The organism is Denitromonas halophila, assembly GCF_007625155.1.
Lineage (GTDB): Bacteria > Pseudomonadota > Gammaproteobacteria > Burkholderiales > Rhodocyclaceae > Nitrogeniibacter > Nitrogeniibacter halophilus.
In genome coordinates, this window is the sequence record NZ_VMNK01000003.1 from 516,941 (window position 1) to 531,693 (window position 14,753).

A 14,753-nucleotide genomic window follows, 5' to 3' on the forward strand; every position below is an offset into this window, starting at 1 on the left:
CATTGACGATGGAGGAGCTCGCCCCCATGACGACTTATCTGGCGCACGGCACGCGCTTCGAAGACACCGCGCTGTGCCGATTCCTGCACGACTACGGCCATGCCGACCTGGGTGCCCTGCACCTGTGCGCCCGCGAAGAGCCGACCCGCTTCTGGGCTGAAGTCGAAGACGCCGTCGGACTCACCTGGCACCGGCGCTACCACACCGTGTGCGACCTGTCCCACGGCCCCGAGTGGCCGCGCTGGTTCGTCGGCGGCGAGCTCGACCTGTTCGAGAACCTCGTCGGCCGCCACGCCCGGGGCACCCCCGACCAGCCCGCGCTGATCTGGGAGGGCGACGACGGCGACCTGCGCCGCTTGACCTGGCGCGAGCTGGACGACGCAGCCCGGCGCCTCACCACCGCGCTGGCGCGGCTGGGCGTGTGCCCGGGCGAGCGCATCGCCATGTACCTGCCCATGGTGCCCGAGACCGCGGTGGTGTTCCTCGCCGCCGCGCGCCTCGGCGCCATCGTGCTGCCCCTGTTCTCCGGCTACGGCGCGGACGCCGTGGCCAGCCGCCTGATCGACAGCGAAGCGATGGTGATGGTCTGCGCCGACGGCTATCTGCGCCGCGGCAAGCGGGTGGACATGCTCGGCGAGGCCCGCGCCGCCGCCGCGCCCGCCCCGGCCCTGGCCCATCTGCTGGTGGTGCCACGCCTGGGCACGCCCTGGGCGCCGCAGGCGAGCGGGCAGTGGCGTGAGTGGGACTACCGCAGCCTGGTGGCGGCCAGCGATCCGGACACCGGCCCGGCCGTCCACGGCACCTCGACGCCGCTGATGATTCTCTACACCTCGGGCACCACCGGCCGCCCCAAAGGCGTGGTCCACACCCATGCCGGCTTCCCGCTCAAGGCCGCGCAGGATCTGCTCATGGCCTTCGATCTCAAGCCCGGCGACCGCCTCGCCTGGATCACCGACATGGGCTGGATGATGGGCCCCTGGCTAGTCTTCGGCGGCCTGCTGCGCGGCGCCACGCTGGTGTTCTTCGAAGGCACGCCCGACCACCCCACGCCGAACCGCATCTGGCAACTGGTGGCCCGCCACCGCCTCACTCACCTGGGCCTGTCGCCCACCCTCGCACGCCTGCTCATGGCCGCCGGCGACACCGGCCTGCCGCAACCGGGCCAGCTCGACAGCCTGCGGGTGTTCGGATCCACCGGCGAGCCCTGGAACGACGCGCCCTGGCACTGGCTGTTCGACGCCGTGGGCCAGGGCCGCTGCCCGATCATCAACTATTCCGGCGGCACCGAGATCGGCGGCGGCATCCTCGCCTGCTTTGCCGGCCTGCCGCAGAAGCCCTGTGCCTTCGCCGGCCCGATCCCCGGCATGCAGGCCGATGTGGTCGACATCGACGGCGCCTCGCTGCTCGACCAGGGCACCGGCGAGGAGATCGGCGAGCTGGTACTGCGCGCCCCCTGGCCCGGCATGGCCCACGGCTTCTGGCATGACGCGGCGCGTTACCTGGACACCTACTGGTCGCGCTTCCCCGACCTGTGGGTGCACGGCGACTGGGCACGGGTGGACGCCGACGGTCATTGGTTCATCCAGGGGCGCAGCGACGACACCCTCAAGATCGCCGGCAAGCGCGTCGGCCCGGCCGAGTACGAGTCCGCCCTGGTGGCCCATCCCGTGGTGGCCGAAGCGGTGGCCATCGGCGTGCCGGACCCGGTCAAGGGCGAAGTGGCCACCTGCTTCGTCACCGTCGCCGGTGGGGCGGTCGCGGGCGACTGGCCCGGGGTCGAGGCCGAGCTGATCCGCCATGTGGCGGCCCTGCTCGGCAAGCCGCTGGCGCCGGCGCGGGTGCACCGGGTGGCCGCGCTGCCGCGCACCCGCAACGGCAAGATCCTGCGGCGCGTGGTACGGGCGGTGTGGCTCGACACCGATCCGGGCGACCAGAGCGCCCTCGAAAACCCGGCCGCGCTCGACGCCCTGGCCGAGTGCCGCGCGGCCGGCGAAGCCGTCGCCTGAGTGCCGAAGCGTTCGATTTCCGGCCGTTCGGACGACGAACGTTCGGAAATCGAACGCCGCCAGCGCCGCTTCGCGTCGGCGACGAGGCGCCCTACCGGCGGGCAATCGCCCGCCCACGCGCGCATCCTCCCGCCACACGGCAGGTGGCACCAAGCTTGCTCGTGGATTAGCGCCAGCGGTCGCCCGGAGGTGACAGCCGGCCCGCTTGAGCTAAGCTGACAGCACGGACGCAACACACCAAACCAGCACGACGGAGGAGACGCCGCGACGATCTCCACCTGCCAGACGAGCAGCCGGGCGCTGACTTGCAACGAGGAGGAGATCGAACGGATGGCGGAGACAGCCGACGGGCAACGTTTCTCGGAGCCCGGCAACGACGCCGCGGTGATGGCCGCATGGGAGCACTTTCTGGATGGCAGCGGCCGACCGGCCGACGCGCTGCGCAGCCTGGTGGAAGGCTCGTGGCGGCGCTGCCGCGAACACAACGTTGACCCCGACAAGCGCAGCGCCCCGCCGCCGCTGACCGAGTCCCGGCTCGAATCCCTGCGCCACACCCACACCGAACTGCTCGAAGCCAGCGCGCCGGTGATGGCCTGCGCGCGCGACTTCCTGGCCGAAACCGGCACCATCATGGCGCTGGCCGACACGCGCTGCACCATCCTCAGCATGGAGGGCGACACCCGCACCGTGGGCGCGGCCGAAAACATCCACCTGTTGCCCGGCGTGTCCTGGAGCGAACGCATCTGCGGCACCAACGCCATCGGCACCGCCCTGGCGGTGGGCGAGCCGGTGCAGATCCACTCGGCGGAACACTACTGTGCCGGCATCAAGCGCTGGACCTGTTCGGCGATGGTGGTCCGCCACCCCATCGATGGCGAAATCCTCGGCGTGGTGGACGTCTCGGGCCTGTCCGAAACCTACAACCGCCAAAGCCTGGCGCTGGTGGTGACCACCGCCAACCGCATCGAAAGCCGGCTCACCATGCGCGAGACCGAGCTGCGCCTGCGCCTGCTCGAAGCCGCCCTGCCGCACTGGTCGTCCGGCACCGACAGCGTGGTGCTCTTCGACCGGCGCGGTTATCCGGTCAAGGCCAACGGCAATGCCCAGGCGGTGCTCACCGCGCTCGGCGCCGACCTCGACCTGAGCCGGCCACGTCGCATCCCCGCCCTCGCCCTGGAGGGCGATCTGTCGGAGCTGCCGCCGTGGCTGCGACCCGAGTGGCTCGCCCCCGTCACCGACCGTAGCGCCCGCATCGGCACGCTGCTCGTCCTGCCACTGCCCACACTCGGGCGCCTGCGCGACAAACCGGCGGAGGCGGTCGACAGCCTGCCGGCCGGCTTCGGCAACATCGTCACCGCCGACCGCGGCCTGCAAACCGCGGTGCGCAAGGCCGGGCAGCTGGCCCGCTCCAAGGTACCGGTGCTGCTGCTCGGCGAGACCGGCGTCGGCAAAGAGGAATTCGCCCAAGGCATCCACCAGGCCAGCCCCTTCGGCGACGGCCCCTTCGTCGCGCTCAACTGCGGCGGGCTGTCGCGCGAGCTGCTGGCCAGCGAGCTGTTCGGCTATGTGGACGGCGCCTTCACCGGCGCGCGGCGCGGCGGCGTGATCGGCAAGATCGAAGCGGCCAACGGCGGCACCCTGTTTCTCGACGAAATCGGCGAAATGCCCATGGACCTGCAACCCCACCTGTTGCGGGTGCTGGAGCAGGGCGAGATCTACCGCCTCGGCGAAAACGTGCCGCGCCAGACCAACTTCCGCCTGGTGGCCGCCACCCACCGCGACCTGCGCCAGGAGGTTGCCGACGGGCGCTTTCGCATGGACCTCTACTACCGGGTCGCGGTCACCTCGATCCGCATCCCCGCGCTGCGCGACCGCGTCGGCGACATCCCGCTGCTGCTGCGCCATTTCCTCGCCTACTTCGCCGAGCGCCACCACATGCCGATCCCCGCGGTCGACGACGCGGTCACCGCCCGGCTGGCCCGCTATGCCTGGCCGGGCAATGTGCGCGAACTGCGCAACGTGGTCGAGAGCATGCTGCTGGTAAGCGACGGCGACCGCCTCGACATCGACATGCTGCCACCCGAACTCGACGCGCTGGATCCCGAAACCACACCAGCCCTGTCCGCCATCGCAAGCGGGCAGCGCATCAGCGATGTCGAGGCCGAACTCATCCGCCGCACCATCGCCGACACCGGCGGCAACCTCACCCGCGCCGCCCGGCAACTGGCCATCGCCAAGAGCACCCTCTATCAAAAACTCAGGGACTACGGCCTCTACGACGAAGTCATGCAGCAACGCAGCCAGCGGCTGGGCATGCGCTGACGATCGGGCCTCATGCCATCTGCTGGATCCGGATCATGTTGCCGGCCGGATCGCGCACCCCGAAATCGCGCACTCCGTAGGGCTGGTCGGTCGGCTCCTGGACGATCTCCGCATCCAGCGCCTGCAGGCGCTGGAAGACGGCGATTGGGAGTGCTGATTGAATGACGACGACGGAGCGGCAGTTTCTCGGCCTTATTTTGAGCTCCACATAAGGCCGAATTTCTGCCAACAACAGAGACAGAAACGCCAAAGCTCCCGAGGGAGCTTTGGCGTTTCTTCTCATCATCTGTGACAACAACATCTCACCTATTCGGCACAGATCTCAGCTTTCGTAGCTCCCGACAAAATCACACATCGATGTTCCGCGCATACAGCGCATTGTTTTCGATGAACTGGCGGCGAGGTTCGACGTGGTCGCCCATCAGGGTGGTGAAGATTTCGTCGGCGGCGATGGCGTCGTCGATCTGCACTTTGAGCAGGCGGCGAACGGTGGGGTCCATGGTGGTTTCCCAGAGCTGCTCGGGGTTCATTTCGCCGAGGCCCTTGTAGCGCTGTTTGCCGAGGTTGCGTTCGACTTCGGAGAGCAGCCAGCGGATGGCTTTGCCGAAGCTGACGGCCGGTTGTTGTTTGTCGCCGCGCTCGATGATAGCGCCGGTGGTGATGAGGCCGGTGATGGCTTCGGCGGCGGTGCGGATCTGGGCGTAGTCGCCGGAGATGAGGAAGTCTTCTTCGAGCGTGGCGTACTTGAGGTTGCCGTGGTACATGCGCTCGATGGCGAGGCGCCAGGCTTCGGCCTCTTCGTTGTATTCGGCGCGCACGGTAACGGCGCCCGACAGGTGCGGCGTGAGCGCGGCGGCGCTGGCGATGGCGGCGGCTTCGTCGGCGAGGCTGATGGCCACATTGCGTTCGAGCATGGCGTGCAACACATCGGGCTCGATGTAGCCGGCGAGACGATTGATGACGGCTTCGGCGAGCAGGTAGTTGCGGGCCAGTTCGGCGAGGGCGTTGCCGTTGATCGGGTCGGCGCCTTCGGCCGGGATGAGCGCGGCGCCGTCGAGGGCGAGTTTGAGCAGATGGGCGTTGAGCTCGGTGTCGTCCTTGATGTAGCGCTCGGATTTGCCATGCTTGATTTTGTAGAGCGGCGGCTGGGCGATGTAGATGTGGCCGCGCTCAACCAGCTCGGGCATCTGGCGATAGAAGAAGGTGAGCAGCAGGGTGCGGATGTGGGCGCCGTCGACGTCGGCGTCGGTCATGATGATGATGCGGTGGTAGCGCAGTTTCTCGGGCTTGAACTCTTCCTTGCCGATGCCGGTGCCCAGCGCAGTGATGAGCGTGGCGATCTGCTCGGAGGAGATGAGCTTGTCGAAGCGGGCTTTTTCGACGTTGAGCACCTTGCCGCGCAGCGGCAGGATGGCCTGGAATTTACGGTCGCGGCCCTGCTTGGCGGAGCCGCCGGCGGAATCGCCCTCGACGATGTAGATTTCGCACTTGGCGGGGTCTTTTTCCTGGCAGTCGGCCAGCTTGCCGGGCATGCCGACGCCGTCGAGCAGGCCTTTGCGGCGGGTCATTTCGCGGGCCTTGCGGGCGGCGTCACGGGCGCGGGCGGCTTCGACGATCTTGCCGCAGATGGTTTTGGCGTCGATGGGGTTTTCGAGCAGGTAGTCGGCCAGCTTGGCGGCCACGACTTCTTCGACCGCCGGGCGCGCTTCGGAGGAGACCAGCTTCATCTTTGTCTGCGAGGCGAACTTGGGGTCGGGCATCTTGACCGACAGCACGCAGGCGAGGCCTTCGCGCATGTCATCGCCGGAGATGACGACCTTGGCCTTGCGGGCGATGTCGTTTTCTTCGATGTACTTGTTGATGACGCGGGTCATGGCCGCGCGCAGGCCGGTGAGGTGGGTGCCACCGTCGGACTGCGGGATGTTGTTGGTGAAGCACAGCACCTGTTCGGCGTAGCTGTCGTTCCATTGCATGGCGACTTCGACGGAGACTTCGATGTCGTGGTCGGTGCCGTTGGAGGTTTTGGCCGTGCCCTCCGAGTAGAACACGGTGGGATGCAGCACGGTCTTGGACCGGTTGATGTAGTCGACAAAGCCGCGCACGCCGCCGGCAAAGGCGAAGTCTTCTTCTTTGTTGATGCGCTGGTCGATCAGGCGGATACGCACGCCGTTGTTGAGGAAGGACAGCTCGCGCAGGCGCTTGGCGATGATTTCGTAGTGGAACTCGACCGGGCCGAAGATCTCTTCGTCGGCCATGAAGTGCAGTTCGGTGCCACTCTTGGCCGACTCGCCGATCACCTTGAGCGGCGACACTTCGATGCCATTGACCGTTTCAACGATACGGTCGGCGGCCTTGCCGCGCTGGAACTCCATGAAGTGCTTTTTGCCATCGCGGCGGATGGTGAGGCGCAACCAGCGGGACAGGGCATTAACGCAGGACACACCCACGCCGTGCAGGCCGCCGGACACTTTGTAGCTGTTCTGGTTGAACTTGCCACCGGCGTGCAGCACGCACATGACGATTTCGGCCGCCGAGCGCTTGGGCTCGTGCTTGTCGTCCATCTTGACGCCCACGGGGATGCCGCGGCCGTTGTCGGTGACGGAGATGGAGTTGTCGGTATGGATGGTGACGAGGATGTCGTCGCAGTAACCCGCCAGGGCTTCGTCGATGGCGTTATCGACCACTTCGAAGACCATGTGGTGCAAGCCGGTGCCGTCGGAGGTATCACCGATATACATGCCGGGGCGCTTGCGCACGGCCTCCAGACCTTCGAGTTGCTGGATGCTGGATTCGTCGTAGCCGCCCTGCGGCGTGTTCTGCGATTCGGACATAGGATTCTCTTCACTCCGGAGCACCTGGGGCGCCCCTCAATACTCATCAGACTGCTAGGTGCGCCCGGTGGGGCGCCATGCCACCGGCGGAGCAACGCCCCGCGATGGCAGACAGACCGACTGACGCGCCGCTTGTGCCGACGCGCCAGTGCCGGTCAAATTCTCATCGGCATCACGACATACTTGAAGGCGTCGTTGCCGGGCAGGGTAATCAGTGCGCTGGAGTTGCCGTCGTTGAGGCGCACCAGCACGTCATCGGTCGACACGTTGTTGAGCACATCGAGCAGATAGGTGACATTGAAGCCGATATCGAGGCCATCGCCTTCGTAGTCGATCTCGAGCTCTTCCTGGGCTTCTTCCTGCTCGGCGTTGGTGCTGAGGATCTTCAGGCTGCCGCTCGACAGGACAATGCGCACGCCGCGGAATTTCTCGTTGGTGAGAATGGCCACGCGCGACAGGGCCGCGTGCAGCGGCTGACGGGCCAGGCGAAGCTCTTTGGGGTGGTTTTGCGGGATCACGCGCTCGTAGTCGGGGAACTTGCCATCGACCAGCTTGGAGATGAGCTCGACGTCGCCAAAGCGGAAGACGATCTGGTTGCCGGCGATGATGATTTCGAGCGGCTCGTCGCTGTCGGCGAGCTGACGGGCCAGCTCGAGCACCGTCTTGCGCGGCAGGATGACATCGGTGCGCGGGTAGTTGCCGTCGATTTCACTCTCGATATAAGCGAGGCGGTGACCGTCGGTGGCGACCATGCGCAGGGTGGCGCCGTCGACCATGGTAAGCAGGCCGTTAAGGTAGTAACGGATGTCTTGCTGGGCCATGGCGTATTGCACCAGCGCGAGCTGCTTTTTGAAGGCGCGCTGTGACACGGTAAAGCGCACGCCTTCGTCTTCGGCCACGGTGAGGCGCGGGTAATCGGCGGCGGGCAAGGTCTGCAGCTGGAAACGGCTGCGGCCGGCCTTGACGGTCATGCGGCTCTCGTCGAGCGACAGAGCGATGTCGGTGTCGCCGGGCAGGGCACGCAGAATATCCTGCAGCTTGCGCGCAGCCACGGTGATGTTGAGGTCGTCCGGCCCGCCGGTGACGATGGCGGTGGTGCGGATCTGGATTTCGATGTCGGTCGCCAGCAGGGTGAGGCGGTCACCGTGCTTTTCGATCAGCACATTGGACAGGATCGGCAGGGTGTGGCGCTTCTCCACAATGCCGGACACCGACTGGAGTGGGCCAAGCAGAGCATCCCGGGTGGTGGTCAGCAGTTGCATCGTCGTTCAATCTCCGTGAATCGGGTTCTTGTTATATCGCATCGGCATTTTAGCCGCGCAGGACCTGCGTCAGCACGTGCAGGTCGTGGTTGAGTTGGGTGTCGTTCCGGCGCAATTCTGCGATGGTACGGCAAGCATGTAACACGGTTGTGTGATCGCGACCGCCAAAGGCATCGCCAATGGCCGGCAGGCTCATCGGGGTCAGATCCTTGGCCAGGGCCATGGCCACCTGGCGCGGCCGGGCGATGACCCGAGTGCGCTTCTTGGAGTGCATGTCGGCCACCTTGATCTTGAAGTAGTCGGCCACCGTCTTCTGGATGTGCTCGATGGTCAGCTGCCGGTTGTGGGCATTGAGCAAGTCCTTGAGCGCTTCCTTGGCCACATCGAGCGTGATTTGCTTGCTGTGGAAACGGGCAAAGGCCACGACCTTGGTCAGCGCGCCTTCGAGCTCGCGAACGTTGGCGCGCAGGTTCTTGGCGATCAGGAAGGCGACGTCGTCGCACAGCGTAATGTTATGGCTATCGGCCTTTTTCTTGAGAATGGCCACGCGCATTTCAAGCTCCGGCGGCTCGATCTGCACGGTGAGGCCCCAGTCGAAGCGCGAGATCAGCCGGTCTTCCAGCCCCTGGATATCCTTGGGGTAGGTGTCGCAGGTGATGATGATCTGCTTCTTCGCCTCGGTGAGCGCGTTGAAGGCATGGAAGAACTCTTCCTGTGTGCGGTTCTTGTTATTGAAGAACTGGATGTCGTCGATCATCAGCACGTCGAGTGAGCGGTAGTAGCGCTTGAAGACGTCGAAACTCTTTTGCTGATAGGCGCGCACCACGTCGGCGTAGTAGTCCTCGGCGTGCACATAGCGAATGATGGCCTTCGGATTGCGCCGGAACACCTCGTTGCCGAGCGCGTGAATCAAGTGCGTCTTACCGAGGCCGACGCCGCCATAGACAAACAGCGGGTTGTAGGACACGCCGGGGTTGTCGGCCACCTGCATGGCTGCGGCGCGGGCCAGATCGTTGGCGCGGCCGGTGACCAGGGTGTCAAACGTAAAATCAGGGTTCAGCCGGGTCTTGTCATAGGCGCTGGTCGAAGCGGCCGGCGCACGACGGGGCGACTCTGCCCGGGGCGCTTCAGCAACCGGTGCTGAACTTGCTGCGGCCGGTGGCATCGCCGGTGCGCTGACCGAGGCCGGGGAGGGCGCGACCTTTGCGGCCGATGCAGTCACCGGCCGACGCATGGCCTCGCCATTGACCGGCAGCGTCAGCGCCACTTCGGTGGGCGCACCAAAAAATTCTTCGCCCAGCTCGCCAATGCGTCGCACATAGCGCTCACGCACCCACTGCAACACGAAACGGTTGGGGGCGACCAAGAGAACGGCCGGCGCAGCCGTGTTCGCCCCTGCGTCATCATCGGCGCGCAGGGCTTTGATCCAGGTGGTGAATTGCTGAGGCGGCAACTCACCCTGAAGACGGGTCAAGCAGAAAGTCCAGAAATCTTGCGTCACAGGCTTTGGCGGGTCACATCGAGTAGGAACATGGTCCGTGGTCAACCGGTTAGCCCGGGACGCCACGGCCGTTCTCTGTTTTTCGGGAGTGCCGCCGCCGGTTTCTGACGAACCGATTGCGAGGGAGGCTCGGCGGGCAAAGGACGATTCTACCCCGCTACGCGAGACTTATCCACAAGGCCGTCCAAAAAGAATCGTTGACAAAACAAGGTGATTAGGTTGAAATTCTTCGTTTGACTTAACACTTGGCTAGTCAACATGAAACGTACTTACCAACCCTCCGTTATTAAGCGCAAGCGCACCCATGGTTTTCTGGTTCGTATGCGTACCCGCGGTGGTCGCGCCGTGATCCGTGCCCGTCGGGCCAAAGGTCGTCACCGCCTCGCCGTCTAAGGTGGGCGACCAGTCGCCGGATGTCGATCAGGCTGATCACCATTTCCGCGACGCTTACCGATTGCGAAAAACGGATGAGTATTCATCCGTTTTTGCATTTAAGCGCGCGATAAAAGGTCGCTACCTGATCGTGCATTTCCGCCCCAATGGCGGAGATACCGCCCGCCTTGGCGTGGTGGTGGCAAAAAAACTTGCTCGGCGCGCGGTTGAGCGCAACCGCATCAAACGCGTCGTGCGCGAGGGATTTCGCCTGCAACGTGGCACACTACCGGCGCTGGACATGATCGTTCGGCTACATCGGCCACTGAAAGATGCCACGCGCACCAGCGTGCACGAGGATCTCTCTGGCCTGCTGAGGCGACTACCGGGATGAAATCACTCTTGCTGGCCCTGCTCAAGGTCTATCGCTACGCGATCAGTCCCATGCTGGGCAGCAATTGCCGATTCGTCCCCAGTTGCTCGGAATACGCGGTCGAAGCCATCAATCGTTACGGCGCCTTGCGCGGTAGCTGGCTGGCGACCAAGCGGGTATCGCGCTGTCACCCCTGGTGCAACGGCGGTCACGACCCGGTTCCCTAACCTGCTAACTACGGTCTCGTTTCGATGGACAATCGTCGCCTCATCCTGCTTACGATCTTCGCCTTCTCCATTTTCATGCTGTGGGACGGCTGGGGAAAGTACACCAATCCGCCGGTCGCCCAGGTCGCCAGCAGTCAAGCCGGCGCCGCCGCCAGCACCGATGCGAGCATTCCTAAGGCACGCACGCAACTCAGTGCCGACGGCAGCGTACCGGTTGACGCGGTCAGCAGCGGCGGCGGCGCAGCCCCTACACTTACCGTTCGCACCGACTCCGTGCTGGCGCAAATCTCCGCCGACGGTGGTGACATTGTTCGCCTGGAGCTCACGCGCCACAAAGCCACGGCCGACAAGACCAAGAATTACGTCCTGCTCGACAACGGCACCCGCCATATCTACGCTGCGCAGTCCGGCCTGACCGGCCAGGGTCTGCCCAACCACAAGACACGCTTCACCCTGCCCGAAGGCGAGCAGGTGATGGCCGCCGATGCCAAGACGCTCACCGTGCGCCTGGACGCACCGACCGAAAACGGCATTAACGTCAGCAAACTACTGACCTTCCATCGCGACAGCTACATCATCGACGTGGCCTACGAGATCAGCAACGGTAGCGACGCCCCGGTGCGCACCGATGCCTACTTCCAGTTCCAGCGCGACGGTGAAGCCGCCGAAACGACCGAAGCCATGGGCGTGAGCACCTTCACCGGCCCGGCCTTCTATACCGATGCGCTCAAGTTCCAGAAAGTGAGCTTTGAAGACATTGCCGACGGCAGCGCCAAGTTCGCCAAGAAGGACGACAACGGCTGGGTGGCAATGGTGCAGCACTACTTCGTCAGCGCCTTCCTGCCCGAACAAGGTGTGGCGCGCGAGTACTTCGCGCGCAAGATCAACGACCGCCTGTACACCGCCGGCACCATCCTGCCCGTCGACGAGATCGCCCCTGGCGCCACCGCCACGGTCGCCACCCGCCTCTACGCCGGCCCGCAGGAACAGGAACACCTCGAAGCCATCGCCCCGGGTCTCGACCTGGTAGTCGACTACGGCTGGCTGACGGTCATCGCCGCCCCGCTGTTCTGGGTGCTGCAGTGGTTCCACAACCTCACCGGCAACTGGGGCTGGGCCATCATTCTGGTCACGATCTGCCTGAAGCTGATCTTCTTCCCGCTCTCCGCCGCGTCCTACAAGTCGATGGCCAAGATGCGCACCCTGGGCCCGCGCCTGCAGCGGCTCAAGGAGCAGCATGGCGACGACAAGGTGCGCATGCAGAAGGAGATGATGGAGATCTACAAGAAAGAGAAGATCAACCCGCTTGGCGGCTGCCTGCCGATCGTGGTGCAGATCCCGGTCTTCATCGCGCTGTACTGGGTGCTGCTAGGCAGCGTCGAAATGCGTCAGGCGCCCTGGCTGGGCTGGATCACCGACCTGTCGGTGAAAGACCCGTACTTCATCCTGCCGATCATCATGGGTGCCACCATGCTGATCCAGATGCGCCTCAACCCGACGCCGCCGGACCCCATGCAAGCCAAGGTCATGATGGCCATGCCGATCGTGTTCACCTTCATGTTCCTGTTCTTCCCGGCCGGTCTGGTGCTGTACTGGGTGGTCAACAACACTCTGTCGATTGCCCAGCAGTGGCAGATCACCAAGATGATCGAAAGTGGGCAGAAGACCTGACATCATCACCGCTGTCGCCACCGCGCCTGGGCGTGGTGGCGTCGGCATTGTTCGCATCTCCGGCCCCGACCTCAGTTCGCTGGCCGCGACGCTTGGCAACGGAAAACTGCCTCCGCCACGCCAAGCCATCTTCGGGTCATTTCATGACAGCGACGGCCGCCTGATCGACGAAGGCCTGCTGCTGTACTTTCCCGCGCCGCACTCCTTCACCGGCGAGGACGTCATCGAAATGCAAGGCCATGGCGGGCCGGTCGTCATGCAACTGCTGCTGGCGCGCGCCCTGTCGCTCGGCGCCCGACTCGCTGAACCCGGCGAGTTTACCCAGCGCGCCTTTCTCAATGACAAGATGGACCTGGCGCAGGCCGAGGCGGTGGCAGATCTCATCGAGGCCTCCACGGTCGCCGCGGCACGCTCTGCCGTGCGCTCGCTCAGTGGCGTGTTCTCGGATGCCATTGGCGACGTACGCGACCAGCTCATCGACCTGCGCATGCTGGTCGAGGCCACCCTCGATTTCCCCGAAGAAGAGATCGATTTTCTCGCCGCCGCACGCGCGGTCGAACGCATGCAGGCCATCGCCGCCGCGCTGCGCGACATTCTCGACCGCGCCGAGCAAGGCGCGCTGCTTCGACAAGGTCTGCACGTCGTGTTGGTGGGCCAGCCCAATGTCGGCAAGTCCAGCCTGCTCAATCAGCTGGCCGGCCATGAACGCGCCATCGTCACCGATATCGCCGGCACCACTCGCGACGCACTCAAGGAAACCATCCAGCTCGCCGGCATCCCGCTGCACATCATCGACACCGCCGGCCTGCGCGACACCGGCGACACCGTCGAGCGGATCGGCATCGAACGGACATGGAAAGAAATCGAAGATGCCGATGTCATCGTTCGCATTGTCGACGCGCGTCACGGAATCACCTCGGAAGATGAAGGCATCGATGCACGCCTACCATCCGGCGTGCCGCGCATTACCGTCGAAAACAAGTGCGACCTGGCTCAGCTCGACACACAACTGACAGAGACCGACCAAAGCACCCGGATTCGACTCTCCGCAAAAACGGGCGACGGTATTACGTTGCTGCGTGAGCATTTGCTCAAACTTGCGGGGTGGCACCCGCACAGCGAAGATGTGTTTTTTGCGCGAAAGCGCCACCTCGGCGCCTTGTCCTCAGCGCTTGCTCATGTTGAAACAGCACTCGAACAAAACCAGGCACTTGAACTGATGGCAGAAGAGCTACGTCAGAGTCACGATGCATTGGGCGAAATTACGGGTGAGTTCACACCCGACGATTTGCTCGGCGAAATATTCTCCCGCTTCTGTATCGGAAAGTAGCGCAAAACATCGCGTCCGCACGCCGGTTCCACGTGAAACAAATTCCCCCTCATGACTGATGCCCTCTGGCTTCTTCTAGGCGCCGGCGCCTTCTTTGCCGGTTTTGTCGATGCCGTCGTCGGCGGCGGCGGACTCATCCAGATACCCCTGCTATTCTCGAGCCTGCCGCAACATGCGCCCGCAACGCTTTTCGGTACCAACAAGATCGCCAGTATCGTAGGCACGGCGAGTGCCGCTGTTCAGTACGCACGACGCGTACGCATCGATTTCCGAATCGTCCTGCCCGGAGCGGCGGCCGCTCTTATTGGTGCCTGGTTTGGCGCCAAGTCGGTGGCGCTGCTCGACCCGACACTTGTCCGACCGCTCGTCCTTTCATTGCTGATTGCCGTCGCCATCTACACCTACCTGCGTCCCAACTTCGGCACCGACGCCGGCGCACCGCTACCCCTCGCCACGACACGCCTCAGGATTGCGGTCATCGGTGTCACTATCGGCTTCTACGACGGATTTTTCGGCCCTGGCACCGGAAGTTTTTTCATCTTCCTCTTTATCCGCGCCCTGCACATGGATTTTCTGCAGGCATCGGCATCCGCCAAAATCCTCAATTTTTCAACCAATCTCGCCGCGATCAGCTTCTTCGCTGGCACCGGTGCCATTCTCTGGAAAGTCGGTCTGCTGATGGCGGCGTGTAATCTTGCTGGCGCTGTTACGGGCAGCAGCATGGCACTCAAGCACGGCACCCGATTTGTTCGACGTTTTTTCCTGATTGTGGTGAGTGCGCTCATCGCCAAGATGGCGTGGGACATGATCAGCACCCACTGACACGCACCTCATTTGTTTCACGTGGAACGCGGCCGG

At 64.3% G+C, this 14,753-nt stretch carries 12 protein-coding genes; 8 read left to right on the plus strand and 4 right to left on the minus strand.

Features of this window, described 5'->3' with window-relative positions:
• Window positions 1-26 precede the first annotated feature (26 nt).
• On the plus strand, window positions 27-2,006 hold the full coding sequence (locus tag FHP91_RS04585) for an AMP-binding protein (protein WP_144308457.1): 1,980 nt from the start codon (window positions 27-29) through the stop codon (window positions 2,004-2,006).
• A 330-nt stretch (window positions 2,007-2,336) separates the two neighbouring features.
• Complete coding sequence (locus tag FHP91_RS04590; protein ID WP_144308458.1) at window positions 2,337-4,328, plus strand: sigma-54-dependent Fis family transcriptional regulator; 1,992 nt, start codon at window positions 2,337-2,339, stop codon at window positions 4,326-4,328.
• Window positions 4,329-4,338: 10 nt separating this feature from the next.
• Here FHP91_RS04590 and FHP91_RS21265 read toward each other — a convergent pair whose 3' ends face one another.
• The 4 genes from FHP91_RS21265 to dnaA all read right to left on the minus strand — a co-directional run bounded on the left by FHP91_RS21265 (window position 4,339) and on the right by dnaA (window position 9,922).
• Window positions 4,339-4,629 (minus strand): VOC family protein, encoded by a 291-nt coding sequence (locus tag FHP91_RS21265; protein ID WP_222105106.1) that lies wholly within the window; start codon window positions 4,627-4,629, stop codon window positions 4,339-4,341.
• Between the two features lie 46 nt (window positions 4,630-4,675).
• Complete coding sequence (gene gyrB, locus FHP91_RS04600) at window positions 4,676-7,159, minus strand: DNA topoisomerase (ATP-hydrolyzing) subunit B (protein ID WP_144308459.1); 2,484 nt, start codon at window positions 7,157-7,159, stop codon at window positions 4,676-4,678.
• 155 nt (window positions 7,160-7,314) lie between these two features.
• Window positions 7,315-8,421: a DNA polymerase III subunit beta gene (dnaN, locus tag FHP91_RS04605; RefSeq protein WP_144308460.1), complete on the minus strand. Its 1,107-nt coding sequence runs from the start codon at window positions 8,419-8,421 to the stop codon at window positions 7,315-7,317.
• 49 nt (window positions 8,422-8,470) lie between these two features.
• Complete coding sequence (gene dnaA, locus FHP91_RS04610) at window positions 8,471-9,922, minus strand: chromosomal replication initiator protein DnaA (protein WP_144308461.1); 1,452 nt, start codon at window positions 9,920-9,922, stop codon at window positions 8,471-8,473.
• 258 nt (window positions 9,923-10,180) lie between these two features.
• Between dnaA and rpmH the strand changes: the two genes are divergently transcribed.
• From rpmH to FHP91_RS04640, 6 genes are read left to right on the plus strand one after another with little or no spacing between them, the layout of a single operon-like run.
• The gene (gene rpmH, locus FHP91_RS04615) at window positions 10,181-10,315 is read left to right on the plus strand and encodes a 50S ribosomal protein L34 (RefSeq protein ID WP_144176139.1); all 135 of its coding nucleotides are present in this window, start codon (window positions 10,181-10,183) and stop codon (window positions 10,313-10,315) included.
• 1 nt (window position 10,316) lies between these two features.
• Window positions 10,317-10,688, plus strand: coding sequence for a ribonuclease P protein component (rnpA, locus tag FHP91_RS04620; RefSeq protein ID WP_144176138.1), 372 nt, complete (start codon window positions 10,317-10,319; stop codon window positions 10,686-10,688).
• A complete protein-coding gene (gene yidD / locus FHP91_RS04625; protein WP_144176137.1) occupies window positions 10,685-10,894 on the plus strand; it encodes a membrane protein insertion efficiency factor YidD in 210 nt (69 codons plus the stop codon). Before rnpA ends, yidD begins: the two co-directional genes overlap by 4 nt.
• Window positions 10,895-10,918: 24 nt before the next feature.
• Entirely contained in the window at window positions 10,919-12,565 is a 1,647-nt protein-coding gene (gene yidC / locus FHP91_RS04630) for a membrane protein insertase YidC (protein ID WP_144308462.1), read from the plus strand.
• Window positions 12,549-13,895, plus strand: coding sequence for a tRNA uridine-5-carboxymethylaminomethyl(34) synthesis GTPase MnmE (gene mnmE, locus FHP91_RS04635; RefSeq protein ID WP_144308463.1), 1,347 nt, complete (start codon window positions 12,549-12,551; stop codon window positions 13,893-13,895). The genes yidC and mnmE overlap by 17 nt, the downstream gene beginning before the upstream one ends.
• A gap of 51 nt (window positions 13,896-13,946) precedes the next feature.
• Window positions 13,947-14,717, plus strand: coding sequence for a sulfite exporter TauE/SafE family protein (locus FHP91_RS04640; RefSeq protein ID WP_144308464.1), 771 nt, complete (start codon window positions 13,947-13,949; stop codon window positions 14,715-14,717).
• Window positions 14,718-14,753: the final 36 nt, after the last annotated feature.

Coding starts and splice junctions, on each gene's coding strand:
- FHP91_RS04585 (WP_144308457.1), top strand. CDS start 27: ATGACGACTTATCTGGCGCACGGCACGCGCTTCGAAGACACCGCGCTG.
- FHP91_RS04590 (WP_144308458.1), top strand. CDS start 2,337: ATGGCGGAGACAGCCGACGGGCAACGTTTCTCGGAGCCCGGCAACGAC.
- FHP91_RS21265 (WP_222105106.1), bottom strand. CDS start 4,629: ATGTTGTTGTCACAGATGATGAGAAGAAACGCCAAAGCTCCCTCGGGA.
- gyrB (WP_144308459.1), bottom strand. CDS start 7,159: ATGTCCGAATCGCAGAACACGCCGCAGGGCGGCTACGACGAATCCAGC.
- dnaN (WP_144308460.1), bottom strand. CDS start 8,421: ATGCAACTGCTGACCACCACCCGGGATGCTCTGCTTGGCCCACTCCAG.
- rpmH (WP_144176139.1), top strand. CDS start 10,181: ATGAAACGTACTTACCAACCCTCCGTTATTAAGCGCAAGCGCACCCAT.
- yidD (WP_144176137.1), top strand. CDS start 10,685: ATGAAATCACTCTTGCTGGCCCTGCTCAAGGTCTATCGCTACGCGATC.
- yidC (WP_144308462.1), top strand. CDS start 10,919: ATGGACAATCGTCGCCTCATCCTGCTTACGATCTTCGCCTTCTCCATT.
- FHP91_RS04640 (WP_144308464.1), top strand. CDS start 13,947: ATGACTGATGCCCTCTGGCTTCTTCTAGGCGCCGGCGCCTTCTTTGCC.